Consider the following 16,671-nt stretch of genomic DNA (forward strand, 5'->3'; position numbering starts at 1 on the left):
ACAACAGCAGAGGTCCGATGAGACGTCCAGTCCAAGAAGACCTTCATCAAATCAACGATAAAATTCGTGCAAGAGAAGTACGTCTTGTAGGAGAAAACGTTGAACCAGGAGTTTATCCATTAGCAAAAGCTTTAGAAATAGCAAGAGAGCAAGAGCTTGACCTTGTCGTTATTTCTGATAAAGCAGAGCCTTACATTTCTCGTATTTTGGATTATAAAAAATTTTTGTACGAGCAAAAGAAAAAGACAAAGGAACTAAAAGCGAAGCAAGTAAAAGTAGTTGTAAAAGAAATCAGATTTGGTCCTCAGACTGATGATCACGATTACGACTTCAAGAAAAAGCACGCTGAAAAATTTTTGGAAGAAGGTTCCAAATTGAAGACTTATGTTTTCTTCAAAGGACGTTCTATCATCTTCAAAGATCAAGGAGAGATTCTTCTTTTGAAATTAGCTCAAGAACTAGAGCACGTTGGGAAAGTAGATCAGCTTCCTAAGCTTGAAGGAAAAAGAATGATTATGATGATGAGCCCTAAGAAGCCAGCAAAATAATATTGATAAAATTCAATGATATATAAAACCTCGAATTAATTTTTGAGGTTTTTCATTTGTTCCATAATTATTAAAGTTATGGTTTCAGAATTTTTTTGTAATTTTGCAAACTATTATTCCTAATTATGTTTTAGGAATCAAAATAGAATATTGATAACAAACTATAAAAAGCAGAACAATGCCAAAATTAAAAACGAAATCAGGTGCTAAAAAGCGTTTTGCTCTTACTGGAACAGGTAAGATCAAAAGAAAAAATGCTTTCAAAAGCCACATCTTGACAAAGAAAGAAACTAAGCAAAAGAGAAATCTAACGCAAACTTCTTACGTTGCTGCTGTGGACACAAAGAGTGTTTTGAGACAATTAGCAATTAAGTAGTTTTTATAAATCTATATTCGGTTTATAAGAATTCAAAACAAATTCAACAATTTAACCCTGAAATGGAGCCACTAAGAGTAATGAAATAGTTACCGCACATTTCAAAAAAACAATTAACATTATGCCAAGATCAGTAAACGCTGTAGCGTCTAGAGCGCGCAGAAAAAAAGTACTTAAGCAAGCTAAAGGTTTTTTCGGTAGAAGAAAGAACGTTTGGACTGTAGCTAAAAACGCGGTAGAAAAAGCAATGCAATATGCTTACCGTGGTAGAAAAGAGAAGAAAAGAAACTTCAGAAGCCTTTGGGTAACTCGTATCAACGCGGGTGCTAGAGAGCACGGATTATCTTACTCTCAGTTTATGGGAGCTCTTAAGAAAAACAACATCGAGCTTAACAGAAAAGTTCTTGCAGACCTTGCAATGAACCACCCTGAAGCTTTCAAAGCTGTTGTAGATCAAGTAAAATAATTACAAATCTTTGTTATCAATATCAAATCCTGAGAAATATCTCAGGATTTTTTATTTTTGTTAATAAATTTTCAATAATGATAAAAAGAACTATTTTCTCTTTTATATTAATCGCATCTGTTCAGATTTCCAAAGCACAGACTTTTATACAAGCATATCAAGACAGGGCTAATCAGATTTCTCAAACTAATATCAATACTTATTTGCAAGAATTTGAAGCTCTCGGAGTAAAAAGAACCGGAACGACTCAAAATACTAATGCGTTCAATTGGTTAAAAACCAAATACACAGCTTTAGGTTATACAACAGCAGATTTTTTTGAACATTCTTGGACAGCAAGTGGCTATTCTTCTAAAAACCTTATCGTTACCAAAACGGGAACTCTTTATCCCAATAAATTTGTGATTGTCTGCGGACATTTTGATTCGATCAATGGTCCGGGAACTAATGACAACGGAAGCGGAACTTCTATCATTTTGGAATTAGCAAGAATTTTAAAAGACATCCCAACTGAGTATTCTATCAAGTTCATTCATTTCTCCGGCGAAGAACAAGGTCTCTTGGGTAGTTCAAGATATGTCTCTCAAGTAGTCAATGGAACAAATCCCAAAATGGATATCAAGGTTGTAGTAAATCTGGATCAAGTCGGAGGATTAGCATCAAAAGCGAATACCAAACTTTACCATGATAAAGATCAAAGCAATCCATCAAGCAATAATGCGGCAGCAGCTACTGCAGTTCAGGAATTAGCTAATTGTACTTTATTATATTCTCCATTAGCAGTAGATTTCGATCCTGCGGAAAGCACAGATTATGTCCCTTTCCAACAGAATGGAGAAATCATCACAGGCTATTGGGAATATGAAGGCGGTTACAACAATCCATATGTCCATACAGCCAATGATCTTTTAATCAATATGGATCCTGTTTACGTTTTGAATGTTGGAAAATCCGCTGTGGGTTCTATACAGCATTTTGCAGTAGCTTCTACTACGACTTTGGCTGCAGAAGATTCATCAATATCAAAAAAATTGGAATCTGTGAAGTTTTATCCTAATCCAGCTAAGAATATTTTGAATTTGAAAATTGATAACTCAGTTAAGAATTTTACATTTGAAATGATTGATATGAATGGAAATCACATTTTGACTAGCAAAGACAATAGTCATCAAATCAATATTTCTCAACTGAAACCTGGCGTTTATCTTGGAACAATGACCATTGAAAATAATAAGATTACCAAGAAAATTATTATTGAATAATTAAAATGCTTTCAAATATTAATCCTGAGAAATATCTCGGGATTTTTTATGATAAATATTGGGATAATAAATCAATCAAAAAACATTAGATTTGTTCTTAATAAAAATTAGAATTTGTGTTTTTATCAATAACCAAACTAAAACAAGTATCAATACTTTCATTATTAGGAATTTCTACGTTATATTATTCTCAACAAAAATCAAACTCTGAGCAAGTCAATGAAGAGAATCTCAAAAAGCATATTTATTATTTGGCTTCCGATGAATTACAAGGAAGACTGACAGGTTCTGAAGGCGAAACAAAGGCTGCTAATTACCTTTCAGCAGAGTTCAAAAAATTAGGATTAAAGCTTTATGAAGGAAAGGAATTTATCCAAAATTTTGAATATAACGTAAAACTCAATCCTCACGATGATAAAACATCTACAACAGTAAAAGGCAAAAATGTAATCGCCGTTCTAGACAACAAAGCTGAGAAAACGATTGTAATTGGCGCACATTACGATCATCTTGGACTTAACGAACACCATAATTCGACATTAGCAAACTCGCAAGGCCAAATCCATAATGGTGCTGATGATAACGCTTCTGGAACTGCAGCTGTTTTGGAATTAGCACGTCTATTTTCGCAAAATAAAACCAAGGAAAACGTCAATTATATTTTCGCTTTGTTCTCAGGCGAAGAAGATGGATTAATGGGTTCTAAAAAATTGGCAGAAACCATCAAAACCAATTATCCAAATACCATTTTTATGATTAATATGGATATGGTTGGACGCCTGAATAAAGATAACAATCTAACAGTTGGTGGTGTTGGAACCTCTCCTATTCTTCCTGACTTGGTGAAAAAATATAAACCAGAAAGTATTAACTTATCTCTTGATGAATCTGGTGTTGGACCAAGCGATCATACGTCATTTTATTTGAAAGATATCCCGGTTTTGTTTTTATTTACAGGAACTCATACAGATTATCATAAACCAACTGATGATGCTGAAAAAATTAATTATCCTGGACAAAAAACTATCACTAATTATGTTTTCAATTTAGCGAATGCTTTAGGGAATGAGAAAGAAATTCCTTTCACCAAAACCAAAGTTGCCGCAACCAAATCTGTCCCAAAATACAAAGTAAGTCTAGGAATTATGCCAAATTACGCAGACACCAAAGACGGAATGGGAATCGATGGTGTAATAGATAATAGACCAGCAGCCAATGCTGGAATCCTACAAGGCGATATTCTCACAAAAATCGGAACTTGCGAGGTGAAAGAAGTCTATTCTTATATGGATTGTCTGGCAAAAGTGAATTCTGGAGAAGAACATCCTGTAACCGTAAAACGTAACGGAGAAGAAAAAGTATTCACAGTAAAATTCTAACCAAATGAAAAAACCGATTGAATTATCAATCGGTTTTTTTTATATTTACAATTCACGGATTTGGCGAAACGTCAAATTAATTCGAGGTTTCATTGGTCTGTTAGATTTGGCGATACGATGTTCCCAATGGGTTTGCAAATCACCTTTCATAACAAGCAAAGAGCCGTGTTGCAAAGGTAAACTATATTTATTCTGATGATTATCTTTTTTTCTAAAATCGAAATTCCTTACTTGCCCAAAACTGACTGAAGCAATTGCCGGACGATTTCCTAATTCGCTTTCTTTGTCCCGATGCCAAGCGACCGAATCATTACCATCTCTATAAAAATTGAGCAAAACAGAATTAAACTGATGTCCTGTCAGCTTTTGAATTTTATATTTCAAACCCAGAAGTTCGGGTGTCCAAGCATTGACACTGAACTCATTGCCTCCTAAATGATACGATTTTTCATCATCACCGTACCAAGCTGTCAAACGTGGCGTCAGAACTTCTTTATCAAATAATTTCTGTGTACTTTGTTTCCAAGGCACATTTTTTATAAGATTTTTTTCGATTTCTGTGGCCCTTTCCTCTGACAAAAAATGTTCGGTGTAATCTAATAACTCAGTAGGAAACTGATAATATTCGCCTGCATCAAACAAACTGAGTTGCATATTTGTGCTATATGTCCTAAAATTATTTTGCATTTGAAACTTTGTTATCCAACTCTTTGATATCTCTTCTAATTTCCAAAAACATATCCTTCAGATTATAATTATCAAAATTATCTGGTTCAAAATCCTCAGGAAAAATTCCCGATGCATATTGCCAGATTTCCACAATCTCACTTAACGGAATTTCATAAGGTTGATAAAAAGTATTGTCTGCCGAAACTTCGATAGATTTTTTCTTTTGACCTTTGAATCGTTTGTAAGAAATCCCGTCATTCAATGTCACGAAAATGTAGCTTTTATTAATTTTCAAATCCTCAATATCTTCAACATATTTTCCAATAATAAACGAACCATCTTTGAAAGGAGGCATAGAATCACCTTGTGCAGGAAAAGCTCTGTACTTTCCATTAGTCAAAAACGGTAAAGAAATTCTCTGAAGACTTTCTATATATTCAGGGTCGCTGTAACCCGACAAATAACCCATCGAAGCTTTTTGAGGTATGATTTCGATGCTGTTATTTCCTGACTCATCAACTATAATTGGAAGGACAATTCTATTATCCGGCAGATTCATCATTTCTTCCAAAGGATATTTCCTAATATCCACTGTCAAAAGCAAATCGATACTGATATGAAAGAACTTAGACATTGTAATCAAAACATCGTACGGAGGTTCTGAACGTCCATCTTCATACGAAACGTATCTCGACCTTGTTATAATTAATGTGTCTGCCAGCTCTTGTTGAGTTGTCATTTTCTTTGCTCTCAAAAACCTGATGTTATCTGAAAAAATAGACATTGTTATAATTTGTAACGACAAATATAATAATAATGTTTTAAAATGTAACTAATTTTGACATTAAGAAATTCAATCCATTATTTTTGATATGTATGCACTCCTAGACTGTAACAATTTTTTTGTTTCCTGCGAAAGAACTCTAGATTCTACGCTAGAGAATCAGCCTGTGGTTGTTTTGTCTAATAATGATGGATGCGTGGTTTCCAGAAGCAACGAAGCTAAAGCATTGGGAATTCCGATGGGTGCGCCAGCTTTCAAATACAAAGATTTGTTTGCGGAACATAATGTGAAAGCATTTTCTGCAAAATTTGAACTTTATAATTATTGTAGCCAACAAGTAATGAAAATGGCAAAAAGCTTTGTTTTAGATTATGAAATTTATAGTATTGACGAATTATTTCTTGACTTCCACGGTTTCAAATATTTTGATTTGAATCAATATTGTTGTCAAATCAGAAAACAGATTAAAGACGAACTCAAGCTTCCTGTCAGCATCGGTTTAGCTCCAACGAAAACACTTTGTAAAGTAGCTAATCATATTGTAAAAAAGAATACCGAGAAATATTCCAATGGTGTTTATATAATGGATACAAAAGAGAAAATTGAATCTGCATTGAAAGATTTGGATATCGGAGATGTTTGGGGAATCGGGAGAAGAACAGCAGCTAAAATGATGGATCACGGTATTTATAAAGCTTGGGATTTGCTCGATAAACCCGAGATGTGGATTCGGAAAATAATGGGAATCCAAGGTGTTAGAATGATTAATGAACTAAAAGGCATTCCTCAACTAGAACTCGATTCTCCGTCTGCAAAAAAATCGATTGTTGTGAGCAGAAGTTTTATGAAAATGCTTACCAACAAAGAAGAAATCGCAGAACGTATAGAAACTTTTGCAATCTATTGTGCCGAGAAATTAAGGAAACAAAATTCTTGCTGTAAAGTTATCAGTGTTTTTATTCAAACCAACCGATTCCGAAAAGAGTTAGGCGAATATAAAGACGGATTTTCTATTGTTTTGCCGAATCCGAGCAGTTCGTCTATTGTTCTGGCAAAGTATGCGAATTCGATTTTTGAAGCGATTTTCAAAGAAGGATTTCATTATAAAAAAGCAGGTGTTATGGTTTCAAGTTTTGTTCCAGATAATGAAAGATTGATTAATCTTTTTGAAGAAGACATTGATTCTAAACATATTCCTATTATGAAAGCCATCGACAAGCTTAATTCAAAATATGGGAAAGATAAAATTCGTCTGGGTGGAATGTCTGGAAAAAACACTTATGGAAGAGCAACACTTTCGCCAGAATATGAGGAATTTCTGAAGAATAATATCTTGCCCGAAGCCAATTATAGATTTCATTAAAACAATATTTATTTCACCTTTGGGTATTTTTCTGGGTCTTGGTTGGTATTGAAAACGGAATAGATATAGATTGCTTTCTCTTGTTCATTTATATCAAAGAAAACCATATAAGGAAAAGATTTAAAAGGCAAAGCTCTTAATTTTTTATATCGAAATTGGAAGAATGGATTTATTTCTAAAGATTGATAAACTCTTTCTAATTGGCCATCAAAAGATTGTAATACAGATAAGGAAATTTCAGAGTAATATTCATAAGCTTGATTTATCCTCTTGCGCTTGGTCTGGAATTACAAGATTATAATTCATATTTTTGACGAAGTTTATTCAAAGCTTCTCTAGCTGGGACAAAATCTTTTTTATCTGATTTCAATCTTTCATCCAAGATTTTTTTCTGTTCGCTAGATAGTTGAAAATCATTTTGTTTTTTTTCATAATCTGCTCCAATAATTTCCAAAAATTCTTGAAAAAAAGATTGTTTCTCATCTGGAATAGTAACGTTGTAAGAAATCATAATTTAAAATATTTAGAGTACTAATTATTGTTTAACGAAATTAACTATAATATAAATCGCAGACAAATATTTGTATTTTGAAAATGAAGTTAATAAACTAAAAAAAACGATTACCTCTGCAATCGCTTTATTTTAAACTATTTCTGAACTTAATCCTCTGTCAAGCAACGCCTGATTCATTGGTTTAAGTTTTTCTAATGCGCCTGTTTTAACGGTACATTTTCCTTTGTAATGAACTAGAATTGTACATTGTTCCGCTTGTTCCAAAGTATGTTCACAAATCTCAATCAAACATTCTATCACAAAATCGAATGTATTGACATCGTCATTATGAAGCACCAATTTATACACTTCATCTACTTCTTCCATCACCAATACTTCTTCCTCGTACTGGCGTTTTGGCTGGTCATAAGACTTGTTATTATAGATTTTCATTTTTAAGCTTCTGTAATTTCGTCTGTAATATCTTCAATCAAAGATTTGTTGTAGAACAATTCTACCAATTCCACACTTTTATTCTGCATCTTAAGAATCTTAAAATGATAAGCGTCATAATCGAATTCTTGATTTTCTTCTGGAATATCTTGTAACTCATTTAGAATAAATCCTGCTAACGTGTTGTATTCTCCTTCTTCAGAAAGCGGAATTTTTCTTGGTAGTTGCTCGTTGATTTCGTCCAACGGTTGCGTTGCCTTTACCCAAAAAGTATTCTCTCCTACTTTGTCAACGATTTTCTCTTCTTCATCTTCCTCATCTTGGATTTCTCCAACCAACTCTTCCAGAATATCTTCCAGCGTAATAATACCTTCGGTTCCACCAAATTCATCAATGACAATCGCCATATGTTGTTTCTTGAATTGGAATACTTTCAACAAATCAGAAATTTTCTTGCTTCCCACAACAAAAAACGCTTCTCTCATAAGCCCTTTCAAATCTTCGTGAGTCAATTCGCCTTTGCTTTTGATGTATTCTCTGATGATTTCTTTGGTATAGAAAATACCTACAATATTATCAATAGAACCTTCATAAACAGGAATACGAGAATATCCGCTGTCCATTATTTGAGAAATAATTTCTTCCGTGCTATCTTCGATATCGATAGAAGAGATATTTTGTCTCGGAATCATAATTTGCTTTGCATTGTGGTCTGTAAAATCAAATGCATTTTTTATGATTTCGTAATTTTCCTCTTCTATTTCTCCGCTGTCAGCAGATTGTTTTACCAACAACTGAAGTTCTTCTGTAGAGTGAATATCTTGTTCCGAAGCTGGATGAATTTTAATCACTCTTAAAAATCCATTAGATAATGAATTCATCAACCAAATAAATGGACGGAAAACATTGTAAAATAAATGCAACGGATATGCAATGAAAAGTGTTGTAGCTTCAGACTTTCTAATAGCAATCGACTTTGGAACCAATTCTCCAAAAACAATGTGCATCACAGTAATCAACAAGAAACTACAAACTACAGAGATTGTTGTTACTGTAGCTTCAGCTAATTCTATATTCAATGAATGGAAAATAGATTCTATGATATGATGCAAAGCGCTTTCTCCAACCCAACCTAACGCCAATGATGCCAGGGTAATTCCTAACTGAGTTGCTGACAAGTAAGCGTCAAGATTTTTGATAATGTTTTCGGCTTGTTTAGCCATTGTGTTTCCCTCGGCAGCTTTTAACTGGATTTGAGAGTATCGTACTTTGACGATTGAGAATTCGGCGGCTACGAAAAAGCCATTCAGAAGAACTAAAAATAATGCAATGAGAAGTTTGACTAAACTATCGGGGTCCATTTAATTTTGTTATATACAATATCTGCAAAGATAGATATTTTTTTTAATTTGAATTTGTACTGTGTATTAAGTCTGAGAAAATGATTGAAACATTGAATCGCTCGCAGCCCGACTTATCTCCTATTTATATATTTTTTCATTTGAATCGATGAATCTCGTTCCTCGATTTGAGCGGAAATCCTTTTTACGCAACGCAGTGGAGTGAAAAGATTGACTTCGTCGAACCACTTCGTTAGGTTTGGGAGCGGAGGGCGGATAAAGCTGCCCAAAATAATAAAAAGCACTGAAGTTTGACCTCCAATGCTTTTTATAACTAACTACTAACTTTAACTTATTTTTCTTAACTGTTCTTAAGAGCCTCTGCTCCAGAAACAATTTCTAATATCTCATTGGTAATGGCTGCCTGTCTTGCTTTGTTGTAGAAGATTCTTAGGTCATTTCTAAGTGCTTCTGCATTATCGGTTGCCTTGTGCATTGCTGTCATCCTTGCACCGTGTTCTGATGCTACAGAATCCAAAACAGCTTTGAAGATTTGAGTTTTGATAGACTTAGGAATCAATGTTTCCAAAATCTCTTGTCTTCCAGGTTCGAAGATGTAATCTACGTTAACCTCGTATGTAGTTTTCTCCGCTGAAACAGCAATTGGCAAAACCTGCTCAGTAACCACTTCCTGCGTTGCAGCATTGATAAACCTGTTGTAAACAACATAGACTTTATCAAATTTTCCTGCTTTGAAATCCGCCATTACTTTGCCCGTCATATTTGAAACGTAGTCGAAAGAAAGGTTATCAAACAGAGAACTGTGGTTTTCATAAACCGTTCTGTTTTTTCTCAACGCATCAAAAGCTTTTTTACCGATGGTTAAAACTTCAACTTCTACATTTTCGTTAGCTGCGAACTGAGTATTCAATTCTTTGATAACAGAAGAGTTGAAAGCACCAGCCAAACCTCTGTTGGAAGTTACGGTAATAAAAAGGACTTTTTTCACTTCTCTTTCTACTGCGAACTCAGAGATGTTTTCTGCATCAGAAGCAGCACTTACGTTCTCTATAATCTCCTGAAGTTTTTCTGAGTAAGGTCTCAGCATTACGATTGCGTCTTGTGCTTTCTTTAGTTTCGCAGCGGAAACCATTTTCATAGCACTGGTAATTTGCATCGTAGAAGATATAGATGAAATTCTGCCTCGTATTTCTTTTAAGTTTGCCATATATATTTAGTTGTTGGTTGTCGGTTGTTGGTTGTTAGTTTTAGAAAATTCTGTCAACTATCAACCAAAAACCATCAACTAATTTTATTAATTATACTTCGCTGTAAGGTCAGTTGCAACTTGTTTCAAAGTGCTTGTGATTGAGTCATCAATCTTACCAGCTTTAAGCGCTGACATAACTTCTGGGTGTTTATTTCTCAGGAAATCAACATATTCTACCTGAAACTCCTTCACTTTTCTGATAGGGATATTTCTCAATAGATTCTCTGTTCCTGCATAAATCATAGCCACTTGGCTTTCTACAGGAAGTGGAGAGTTCACCGGCTGTTTCAAAAGCTCCACGTTTCTTTCTCCTTTAGAGATTACCGCCAAAGTTGCAGCATCTAGGTCAGAACCGAATTTAGCAAACGCATCCAATTCTTTATATTGAGCCTGGTCTAATTTCAAGGTACCAGACACTTTTTTCATTGATTTGATTTGAGCGTTACCTCCTACTCTAGATACAGAGATACCAACGTTAATTGCTGGACGAACACCTGAGTTAAACAAATCAGACTCTAGGAAAATCTGTCCGTCTGTAATTGAGATCACGTTTGTAGGAATGTATGCAGAAACGTCACCAGCTTGAGTTTCGATGATAGGAAGAGCTGTTAATGAACCACCTCCTTTCACGATTGGCTTAAGAGATTCTGGCAAATCATTCATTTGTTTTGCGATAGAATCATCAGCAATTACTTTTGCTGCTCTTTCCAACAATCTTGAGTGTAAGTAGAAAACGTCTCCTGGGTAAGCCTCACGTCCTGGTGGTCTTCTTAATAGAAGAGAAAGCTCACGGTAAGCAACCGCTTGTTTTGATAAATCATCATAAACGATCAAAGCAGCGCGACCAGTATCACGGAAATATTCTCCGATAGAAGCACCTGCCATTGCAGAGTAAACCTGCATTGGAACTGGGTCAGAAGCATTTGCAGCCACAACCACAGTGTAAGCCAAAGCGCCTTTATCTTCTAACGTTTTAACGATTTGTGCTACAGTGGAAGCTTTTTGTCCAATTGCAACATATATACAATATACTGGCTGACCAACATCATAAAATTCTTTTTGATTGATAATGGTATCGATAGCTACAACCGTTTTACCAGTTTGTCTGTCACCAATAATCAACTCTCTTTGTCCTCTTCCTACAGGAATCATTGAGTCAATCGCAACGATACCAGTCTGAAGGGGCTCAGTTACCGGCTGACGGAAGATAACTCCTGGTGCTTTTCTTTCCAAAGGCATCTCGTAAAGCTCACCTTCGATAGATCCTTTACCATCGATTGGATTTCCTAGAGTATCAACAACTCTACCAAGCATTCCTTCTCCAACTTTGATAGAAGAAATTCTGTTAGTTCTTTTTACAGTATCGCCTTCTTTTACCAATTTGGATTCACCAAGAAGAGCAACACCTACGTTATCTTCTTCAAGGTTAAGAACGATACCTTCTACACCAGCTTCGAATCTTACCAATTCTCCGTACTGAACGTTTTCTAAACCGTAAACACGAGCAATACCATCACCTATTGTAAGAACAGTACCAACTTCTTCTACGTTAGATTGAGTATCGAAATTTGCTAATTGCTGCTTCAGTATCGCTGATACTTCTGCCGGATTTATTTCTGCCATTATATGGTTGTTTTTTCTTAATTAAGTTGAAATTCTTTTTTGATGTTGCTAAGTTTAGTTCTAACTGAAGCATCAATTTGCTGATCACCTACTCTCAGGATATAACCTCCGAGAATTTCTGGTTTGATAATCGTTTCCAAATCATAGTTAGTAACATTGACCATTTTGGAATCAGCAATAATCTTTTGAATATTTTGTTCTGATAACTTAGAAGCGCTTGTCAAAGAAATTCTCTGAGTCCCTTTGATGTCTTCTACTTTATTAATGAATTCCTGAGCAATACCTTTGAGCTGAGATTCTCTCCCTTGCTTGATGATCAATCTGATGATATTTTTAGCAACAGGTGAAAAATCCTTGAATATTTCTAAAGCAATTGCTTCTTTCTTTCTTGCATCAATGATGGGTGTACTGAAAAACTGATTCAGGTCTTTAGATTGCGACATTATTTTAACAATGTCTTTCATCTCATTGAAAACAGATTCTGTATTACCAGATTCCTGTGTGAAATCCAGTAAACCTTGTGCGTATCTTTTAGCTACTTTAGATGTCAGCATCCTGATTAGTTAAGGTTAGATTTATTAAGAATATTTTCTACCAAAGCGTTTTGAGCACCATTGTCGTCCAATTTTTCTTTTAAAATATTTTCGGCAATAAGAACAGACAAAGACCCAATTTGATTCTTTATATCAGCCATTGCTGCTAATTTTTCACTTTGGATAGACTGTCTCGCTGCAGCAATTAGTTTTTCACCTTCTACCTTAGCGTTATCTTTAGCTTCATTTACTATTTTATCTTTAAGCTCTCTTGCTTCTTTAAGAATACCATCTCTTTCTGCTCTGGCCTCACGAAGGATCCTCTCGTTATCTTCTTTCAGCTGTGCCATTTCCAGTTTGGCCAGCTTAGCCTGGTTCAGTGCATCGATAATCGTCACTTCTCTCTGGTTAACCGCATTAAGGATTGGTTTCCACGCAAATTTTGCTAATAAAAACAATAGGATGATGAATGTAAGTGTCATCCAAAATAATAAACCTATGCCCGGCTCTATCATAATCTAAGTTTTTTATTAATTAAAATAATTTTTTTGAATTTAAGAAAAGTCTTAGCAAAACCAACCGTTTTGCTAAGACTTAGATGTAATAAGGATTACTTGATGAATGCACCAAAAATAATCGCAATAAGACCAGCTCCTTCAATAAGACCAGCTGCGATAAGCATTGCTCCCTGAATTTTACCAGCTTGTTCCGGTTGTCTAGCGATAGCATCCATTGCGTGTCCACCGATTTTACCAATTCCTAGACCTACGCCTAATACTGCTAAACCGATCCCTACGTAAATTAATCCTGCTCCAGTTGTTAAATCCATAATAAAATTATTTAGGTTAAATATGTTCTTTTTAATTGTATCTTAATGTTCGTGTGAGTGATCCTGTACTGCAATTCCAATAAATAATGCTGACAATACTGTGAAAATATACGCCTGCAATACTGCAACCAATAACTCCAATACAGAAATGAATAATGCCAAAGGCACAGATGCAAATCCTAATAATGGTGTTTTAAAAATAAATATCAATGAAATAATCGCCAGTATCATAATGTGACCTGCCGTTACGTTGGCAAAAAGTCGCATCATCAAAGCAAACGGCTTTGTAAACACGCCAATAATCTCAATCGGAACCATAATAGGGTAAAGCAAAATCGGAACCGGCGGCATGAAAATATGCTTCCAGTAATCTTTGTTGGCACTGAAAAGCGTAATCACCAAAGTAATAATTGCTAAAACTGCAGTAATTGCTATATTCCCGGTCAAGTTAGCTCCAAAAGGAAAGAATGGAATCAATCCGAAGAGGTTATTAATCCATATAAAGAAAAATACTGTCAATAAATAAGGCATAAACCTTTTGTATTTTGAAGATCCAATATTTGGAATTGCTACTTCGTCACGGATGAAAATAACGATTGGCTCTAAAATCCTACCAACTCCTTTTGGCATCATAGAATTTTTATAACTTCTCCCCATTCCAATGAAGATAACCAACATAAACACAACTGATAATAACATTGTAAAAACATTTTTTGTGATAGAAAAATCATAAAAAACCTTTCCGGAATCTTGCTTACCTCCAATCAAACCGAACAATGTTGCTTTTTCCAAACCTTTAGTAGATACTAATTGCCCTTCGTGCAAAGTATATCCATCATGCTCGTGACCATGCGCTACAGAAGATGATAAAAATGTATGAATGCCAGTTTCGTCTTTAATAATGATTGGCAATGGAACAGAGATATGTTTCTCTTCCGCAGTCCCTTCATTCAGAGTCATCAGATGCCATTCATTAGAATCGCCGATATGCTCCATTATCATTTTCTTTGCATCAAATGATTTCTCGGCCTTTTCTATTTCTGCTGTTTCACCTACATTAGCAACTTCGTGCTGAGCAGAGATGAAAACGCTAGAAAAGATGAACAAAAACGTAAAAAAAACAGAATTAATTTTTAGCTTCATAACACATTTTATCGGTTTGCAAATATATCGATTTATAATGGATAGAAAAACTAAATTATATGATTTTTATCAAATCTGTAATTCTATGATTTATTGAGCCTTATAACCACAAAGTAGTATATTAAAAAAGAGCCGACTAAAAAAATTAGGCATAAAAATAAAAAATTAACTTTTGTTTTGTCTATGAAAAATAAAATTATAACAATCCAAAATATATCCTTCAACAAGTTGATTCCTAAAAATTTCAATCCTGGATTATTTCTATTAATAATGAATAATGAAAAGATCCAATACATCGTGACATTTAGAATAGACAATGAAGAAATAATAATTATAAAAGTTAATATTTGACCCATTTTGCAAAAGTAAGGAAAATCTAGTTGGAGGTTTTTAACGCAAAGCACGCAATGATTTTTTTGACAATATTGAAAACATTTTAAGATTCGCGAAGACGCTTTGCTCAGCAAGGATTTTCATATACTTTGTCATTCTGAAAGAATCTAAACTTTGATGAGATTCCTAAAGAATGACAAACATCGTATTTTATGTCAAATATTGTTTTACATTGAATCTGCAGCCCGACTTGAGCGGAAATCCTTTTTACGCAGCGCAGCGGAGTGAAAAGATTGACTTCGTCGAACCTAAAGGTTTGGGAGCGGAAGACGGATTAAGATGCCCAAAATCTAATATTTAATCTAATGATGATTGCTTAATTTTTCTTATTTTTGCTACCTTAAATATCTTATTAAAGTTATGTTCAACAGTTTACAAGACAAGCTAGATAAAGCACTTCATAATATTTCCGGACGTGGAAAAATCACGGAAATAAACGTTGCAGAAACGGTAAAGGAAATCCGAAGAGCATTGGTGGATGCCGATGTAAATTATAAAGTTGCCAAAGACCTAACAAAAAGAGTTCAGGATAAAGCGATTGGAGAAAACGTTTTGACTTCTCTGACGCCGGGACAATTGATGACGAAAATTGTTCACGATGAATTGGTAGATCTGATGGGTGGTTCTCAAGAAGGAATCAACCTTTCTGGGAAGCCGACTGTCATTTTGATTGCTGGTCTACAAGGTTCTGGTAAAACAACTTTCTCCGGAAAATTAGCCAACTATCTGAAACAAAAAAGAAGCAAAAAACCACTTTTGGTAGCTTGTGACGTTTACAGACCTGCAGCGATTGACCAATTGAAAGTTCTTGGTGGTCAAATCAATATTGAAGTTTACACCGAACTTGAGAATAAAAACCCTGTTGCGATTGCTGAAAATGCAATAAATTATGCGAAGTCAAACGGATTCGATACAGTCATCGTGGATACTGCTGGTCGTTTGGCGATTGATGAGCAGATGATGAACGAAATCAAGTCGGTTCATCAAACGATTAAACCTACTGAAACGCTTTTCGTAGTCGATGCGATGACAGGACAAGATGCTGTGAATACGGCTAAAGCCTTCAATGATACTTTGAATTTTGACGGTGTTGTTCTTACGAAATTGGATGGTGATACACGTGGTGGAGCGGCGTTGACAATTCGTTCTGTTGTAGAAAAGCCTATCAAATTTATCTCTACCGGAGAGAAAATGGAAGCAATGGACCTTTTCTATCCAGAAAGGATGGCAGACAGAATCCTAGGAATGGGAGATGTTGTTTCCTTGGTTGAAAGAGCCCAGGAACAGTTTGATGAAGAGGAAGCTAAAAAACTTCATAAGAAAATCGCGAAGAATGAATTTGGTTTCGATGATTTCTTAAAGCAGATCAACCAAATCAAGAAAATGGGTAATATGAAAGACCTTATGGGGATGATTCCTGGTGTTGGAAAAGCAATTAAAGATGTGGACATCAATGACGATGCTTTCAAACACATCGAAGCAATTATCCACTCAATGACGCCTGACGAAAGAAGAAAACCTTCTATCATCAATGTTTCCAGAAAACAAAGAATTGCTAAAGGCTCGGGAAGAAAGCTAGAAGATGTAAATGCCTTGATGAAACAATTTGACCAAATGGGGAAAATGATGAAGATGATGCAGGGCCCTCAAGGCAAGCAAATGATGCAGATGATGAGCAAAATGCCAAATATGCCTGGAATGGGTGGCGGATTATTTGGGAGGTAGAATATAAATTAAATAAAAAGGT

19 protein-coding genes are annotated in these 16,671 nt (G+C 35.0%); 8 read left to right on the forward strand and 11 right to left on the reverse strand.

Annotated features, from left to right (window positions below; translation table 11 throughout):
* The first annotated feature begins 17 nt into the window (after positions 1-17).
* From infC to DRF58_RS02710, 5 genes are all read left to right on the forward strand, one after another.
* The gene (gene infC, locus DRF58_RS02690) at positions 18-548 is read left to right on the forward strand and encodes a translation initiation factor IF-3 (protein ID WP_116032525.1); all 531 of its coding nucleotides are present in this window, start codon (positions 18-20) and stop codon (positions 546-548) included.
* Positions 549-726: 178 nt separating this feature from the next.
* Complete coding sequence (gene rpmI / locus DRF58_RS02695) at positions 727-924, forward strand: 50S ribosomal protein L35 (RefSeq protein WP_027384637.1); 198 nt, start codon at positions 727-729, stop codon at positions 922-924.
* A gap of 121 nt (positions 925-1,045) precedes the next feature.
* Positions 1,046-1,390 (forward strand): 50S ribosomal protein L20, encoded by a 345-nt coding sequence (rplT, locus tag DRF58_RS02700; RefSeq protein WP_074233035.1) that lies wholly within the window; start codon positions 1,046-1,048, stop codon positions 1,388-1,390.
* A gap of 77 nt (positions 1,391-1,467) precedes the next feature.
* Entirely contained in the window at positions 1,468-2,652 is a 1,185-nt protein-coding gene (locus DRF58_RS02705) for a M28 family peptidase (protein ID WP_116032528.1), read from the forward strand.
* Between the two features lie 116 nt (positions 2,653-2,768).
* The gene (locus DRF58_RS02710; RefSeq protein ID WP_116032530.1) at positions 2,769-4,031 is read left to right on the forward strand and encodes a M20/M25/M40 family metallo-hydrolase; all 1,263 of its coding nucleotides are present in this window, start codon (positions 2,769-2,771) and stop codon (positions 4,029-4,031) included.
* Positions 4,032-4,076: 45 nt separating this feature from the next.
* Here DRF58_RS02710 and DRF58_RS02715 read toward each other — a convergent pair whose 3' ends face one another.
* Complete coding sequence (locus DRF58_RS02715) at positions 4,077-4,685, reverse strand: alpha-ketoglutarate-dependent dioxygenase AlkB family protein (RefSeq protein WP_116032532.1); 609 nt, start codon at positions 4,683-4,685, stop codon at positions 4,077-4,079.
* Between the two features lie 22 nt (positions 4,686-4,707).
* The gene (locus DRF58_RS02720) at positions 4,708-5,484 is read right to left on the reverse strand and encodes an XRE family transcriptional regulator (protein ID WP_116032535.1); all 777 of its coding nucleotides are present in this window, start codon (positions 5,482-5,484) and stop codon (positions 4,708-4,710) included.
* An 88-nt stretch (positions 5,485-5,572) separates the two neighbouring features.
* Here DRF58_RS02720 and DRF58_RS02725 point away from each other — a divergent pair, with 88 nt between their 5' ends.
* The gene (locus DRF58_RS02725) at positions 5,573-6,847 is read left to right on the forward strand and encodes a Y-family DNA polymerase (protein WP_116032537.1); all 1,275 of its coding nucleotides are present in this window, start codon (positions 5,573-5,575) and stop codon (positions 6,845-6,847) included.
* A gap of 295 nt (positions 6,848-7,142) precedes the next feature.
* On the opposite strand, the gene DRF58_RS02735 is transcribed toward DRF58_RS02725, so the two are convergent.
* From DRF58_RS02735 to atpB, 9 genes are all read right to left on the reverse strand, one after another.
* Entirely contained in the window at positions 7,143-7,358 is a 216-nt protein-coding gene (locus DRF58_RS02735; protein ID WP_116032542.1) for a hypothetical protein, read from the reverse strand.
* Between the two features lie 132 nt (positions 7,359-7,490).
* Complete coding sequence (locus DRF58_RS02740) at positions 7,491-7,793, reverse strand: ATP-dependent Clp protease adaptor ClpS (RefSeq protein WP_116032544.1); 303 nt, start codon at positions 7,791-7,793, stop codon at positions 7,491-7,493.
* A 2-nt stretch (positions 7,794-7,795) separates the two neighbouring features.
* Positions 7,796-9,154 carry a hemolysin family protein gene (locus tag DRF58_RS02745; RefSeq protein WP_116032546.1) on the reverse strand — a complete coding sequence of 453 codons (1,359 nt, stop codon included), beginning with the start codon at positions 9,152-9,154 and terminating at the stop codon, positions 7,796-7,798.
* A gap of 340 nt (positions 9,155-9,494) precedes the next feature.
* Positions 9,495-10,361 carry an ATP synthase F1 subunit gamma gene (atpG, locus tag DRF58_RS02750; RefSeq protein WP_116032549.1) on the reverse strand — a complete coding sequence of 289 codons (867 nt, stop codon included), beginning with the start codon at positions 10,359-10,361 and terminating at the stop codon, positions 9,495-9,497.
* An 87-nt stretch (positions 10,362-10,448) separates the two neighbouring features.
* Positions 10,449-12,026 (reverse strand): F0F1 ATP synthase subunit alpha, encoded by a 1,578-nt coding sequence (gene atpA / locus DRF58_RS02755; RefSeq protein ID WP_116032550.1) that lies wholly within the window; start codon positions 12,024-12,026, stop codon positions 10,449-10,451.
* A 17-nt stretch (positions 12,027-12,043) separates the two neighbouring features.
* On the reverse strand, positions 12,044-12,580 hold the full coding sequence (gene atpH, locus DRF58_RS02760) for an ATP synthase F1 subunit delta (protein ID WP_116032553.1): 537 nt from the start codon (positions 12,578-12,580) through the stop codon (positions 12,044-12,046).
* 5 nt (positions 12,581-12,585) lie between these two features.
* On the reverse strand, positions 12,586-13,074 hold the full coding sequence (gene atpF / locus DRF58_RS02765; protein WP_116032555.1) for a F0F1 ATP synthase subunit B: 489 nt from the start codon (positions 13,072-13,074) through the stop codon (positions 12,586-12,588).
* 95 nt (positions 13,075-13,169) lie between these two features.
* On the reverse strand, positions 13,170-13,388 hold the full coding sequence (locus DRF58_RS02770) for an ATP synthase F0 subunit C (protein ID WP_063968283.1): 219 nt from the start codon (positions 13,386-13,388) through the stop codon (positions 13,170-13,172).
* A 42-nt stretch (positions 13,389-13,430) separates the two neighbouring features.
* Positions 13,431-14,531 carry a F0F1 ATP synthase subunit A gene (gene atpB / locus DRF58_RS02775; RefSeq protein WP_116032557.1) on the reverse strand — a complete coding sequence of 367 codons (1,101 nt, stop codon included), beginning with the start codon at positions 14,529-14,531 and terminating at the stop codon, positions 13,431-13,433.
* A 526-nt stretch (positions 14,532-15,057) separates the two neighbouring features.
* Here atpB and DRF58_RS18335 point away from each other — a divergent pair.
* Both DRF58_RS18335 and ffh read left to right on the forward strand, forming a co-directional pair.
* Positions 15,058-15,225, forward strand: coding sequence for a hypothetical protein (locus tag DRF58_RS18335; RefSeq protein WP_157966697.1), 168 nt, complete (start codon positions 15,058-15,060; stop codon positions 15,223-15,225).
* Positions 15,226-15,284: 59 nt separating this feature from the next.
* Positions 15,285-16,649: a signal recognition particle protein gene (ffh, locus tag DRF58_RS02780; RefSeq protein ID WP_116032560.1), complete on the forward strand. Its 1,365-nt coding sequence runs from the start codon at positions 15,285-15,287 to the stop codon at positions 16,647-16,649.
* The last annotated feature ends 22 nt before the right edge of the window (positions 16,650-16,671 follow it).

It is taken from the genome of Epilithonimonas hispanica, from assembly GCF_003385395.1.
In the GTDB taxonomy this organism is placed as follows: domain Bacteria; phylum Bacteroidota; class Bacteroidia; order Flavobacteriales; family Weeksellaceae; genus Epilithonimonas; species Epilithonimonas hispanica.

What these genes read in the sequence shown, in the direction of transcription:
- DRF58_RS18335 (WP_157966697.1), top strand. Translation starts at nt 15,058, where the DNA reads ATGACAAACATCGTATTTTATGTCAAATATTGTTTTACATTGAATCTG.
- rpmI (WP_027384637.1), top strand. Translation starts at nt 727, where the DNA reads ATGCCAAAATTAAAAACGAAATCAGGTGCTAAAAAGCGTTTTGCTCTT.
- atpB (WP_116032557.1), bottom strand. Translation starts at nt 14,531, where the DNA reads ATGAAGCTAAAAATTAATTCTGTTTTTTTTACGTTTTTGTTCATCTTT.
- atpA (WP_116032550.1), bottom strand. Translation starts at nt 12,026, where the DNA reads ATGGCAGAAATAAATCCGGCAGAAGTATCAGCGATACTGAAGCAGCAA.
- DRF58_RS02705 (WP_116032528.1), top strand. Translation starts at nt 1,468, where the DNA reads ATGATAAAAAGAACTATTTTCTCTTTTATATTAATCGCATCTGTTCAG.
- atpF (WP_116032555.1), bottom strand. Translation starts at nt 13,074, where the DNA reads ATGATAGAGCCGGGCATAGGTTTATTATTTTGGATGACACTTACATTC.
- DRF58_RS02770 (WP_063968283.1), bottom strand. Translation starts at nt 13,388, where the DNA reads ATGGATTTAACAACTGGAGCAGGATTAATTTACGTAGGGATCGGTTTA.
- DRF58_RS02735 (WP_116032542.1), bottom strand. Translation starts at nt 7,358, where the DNA reads ATGATTTCTTACAACGTTACTATTCCAGATGAGAAACAATCTTTTTTT.
- infC (WP_116032525.1), top strand. Translation starts at nt 18, where the DNA reads ATGAGACGTCCAGTCCAAGAAGACCTTCATCAAATCAACGATAAAATT.
- rplT (WP_074233035.1), top strand. Translation starts at nt 1,046, where the DNA reads ATGCCAAGATCAGTAAACGCTGTAGCGTCTAGAGCGCGCAGAAAAAAA.
- ffh (WP_116032560.1), top strand. Translation starts at nt 15,285, where the DNA reads ATGTTCAACAGTTTACAAGACAAGCTAGATAAAGCACTTCATAATATT.
- DRF58_RS02745 (WP_116032546.1), bottom strand. Translation starts at nt 9,154, where the DNA reads ATGGACCCCGATAGTTTAGTCAAACTTCTCATTGCATTATTTTTAGTT.
- DRF58_RS02740 (WP_116032544.1), bottom strand. Translation starts at nt 7,793, where the DNA reads ATGAAAATCTATAATAACAAGTCTTATGACCAGCCAAAACGCCAGTAC.
- atpG (WP_116032549.1), bottom strand. Translation starts at nt 10,361, where the DNA reads ATGGCAAACTTAAAAGAAATACGAGGCAGAATTTCATCTATATCTTCT.
- DRF58_RS02720 (WP_116032535.1), bottom strand. Translation starts at nt 5,484, where the DNA reads ATGTCTATTTTTTCAGATAACATCAGGTTTTTGAGAGCAAAGAAAATG.
- atpH (WP_116032553.1), bottom strand. Translation starts at nt 12,580, where the DNA reads ATGCTGACATCTAAAGTAGCTAAAAGATACGCACAAGGTTTACTGGAT.
- DRF58_RS02725 (WP_116032537.1), top strand. Translation starts at nt 5,573, where the DNA reads ATGTATGCACTCCTAGACTGTAACAATTTTTTTGTTTCCTGCGAAAGA.
- DRF58_RS02715 (WP_116032532.1), bottom strand. Translation starts at nt 4,685, where the DNA reads ATGCAACTCAGTTTGTTTGATGCAGGCGAATATTATCAGTTTCCTACT.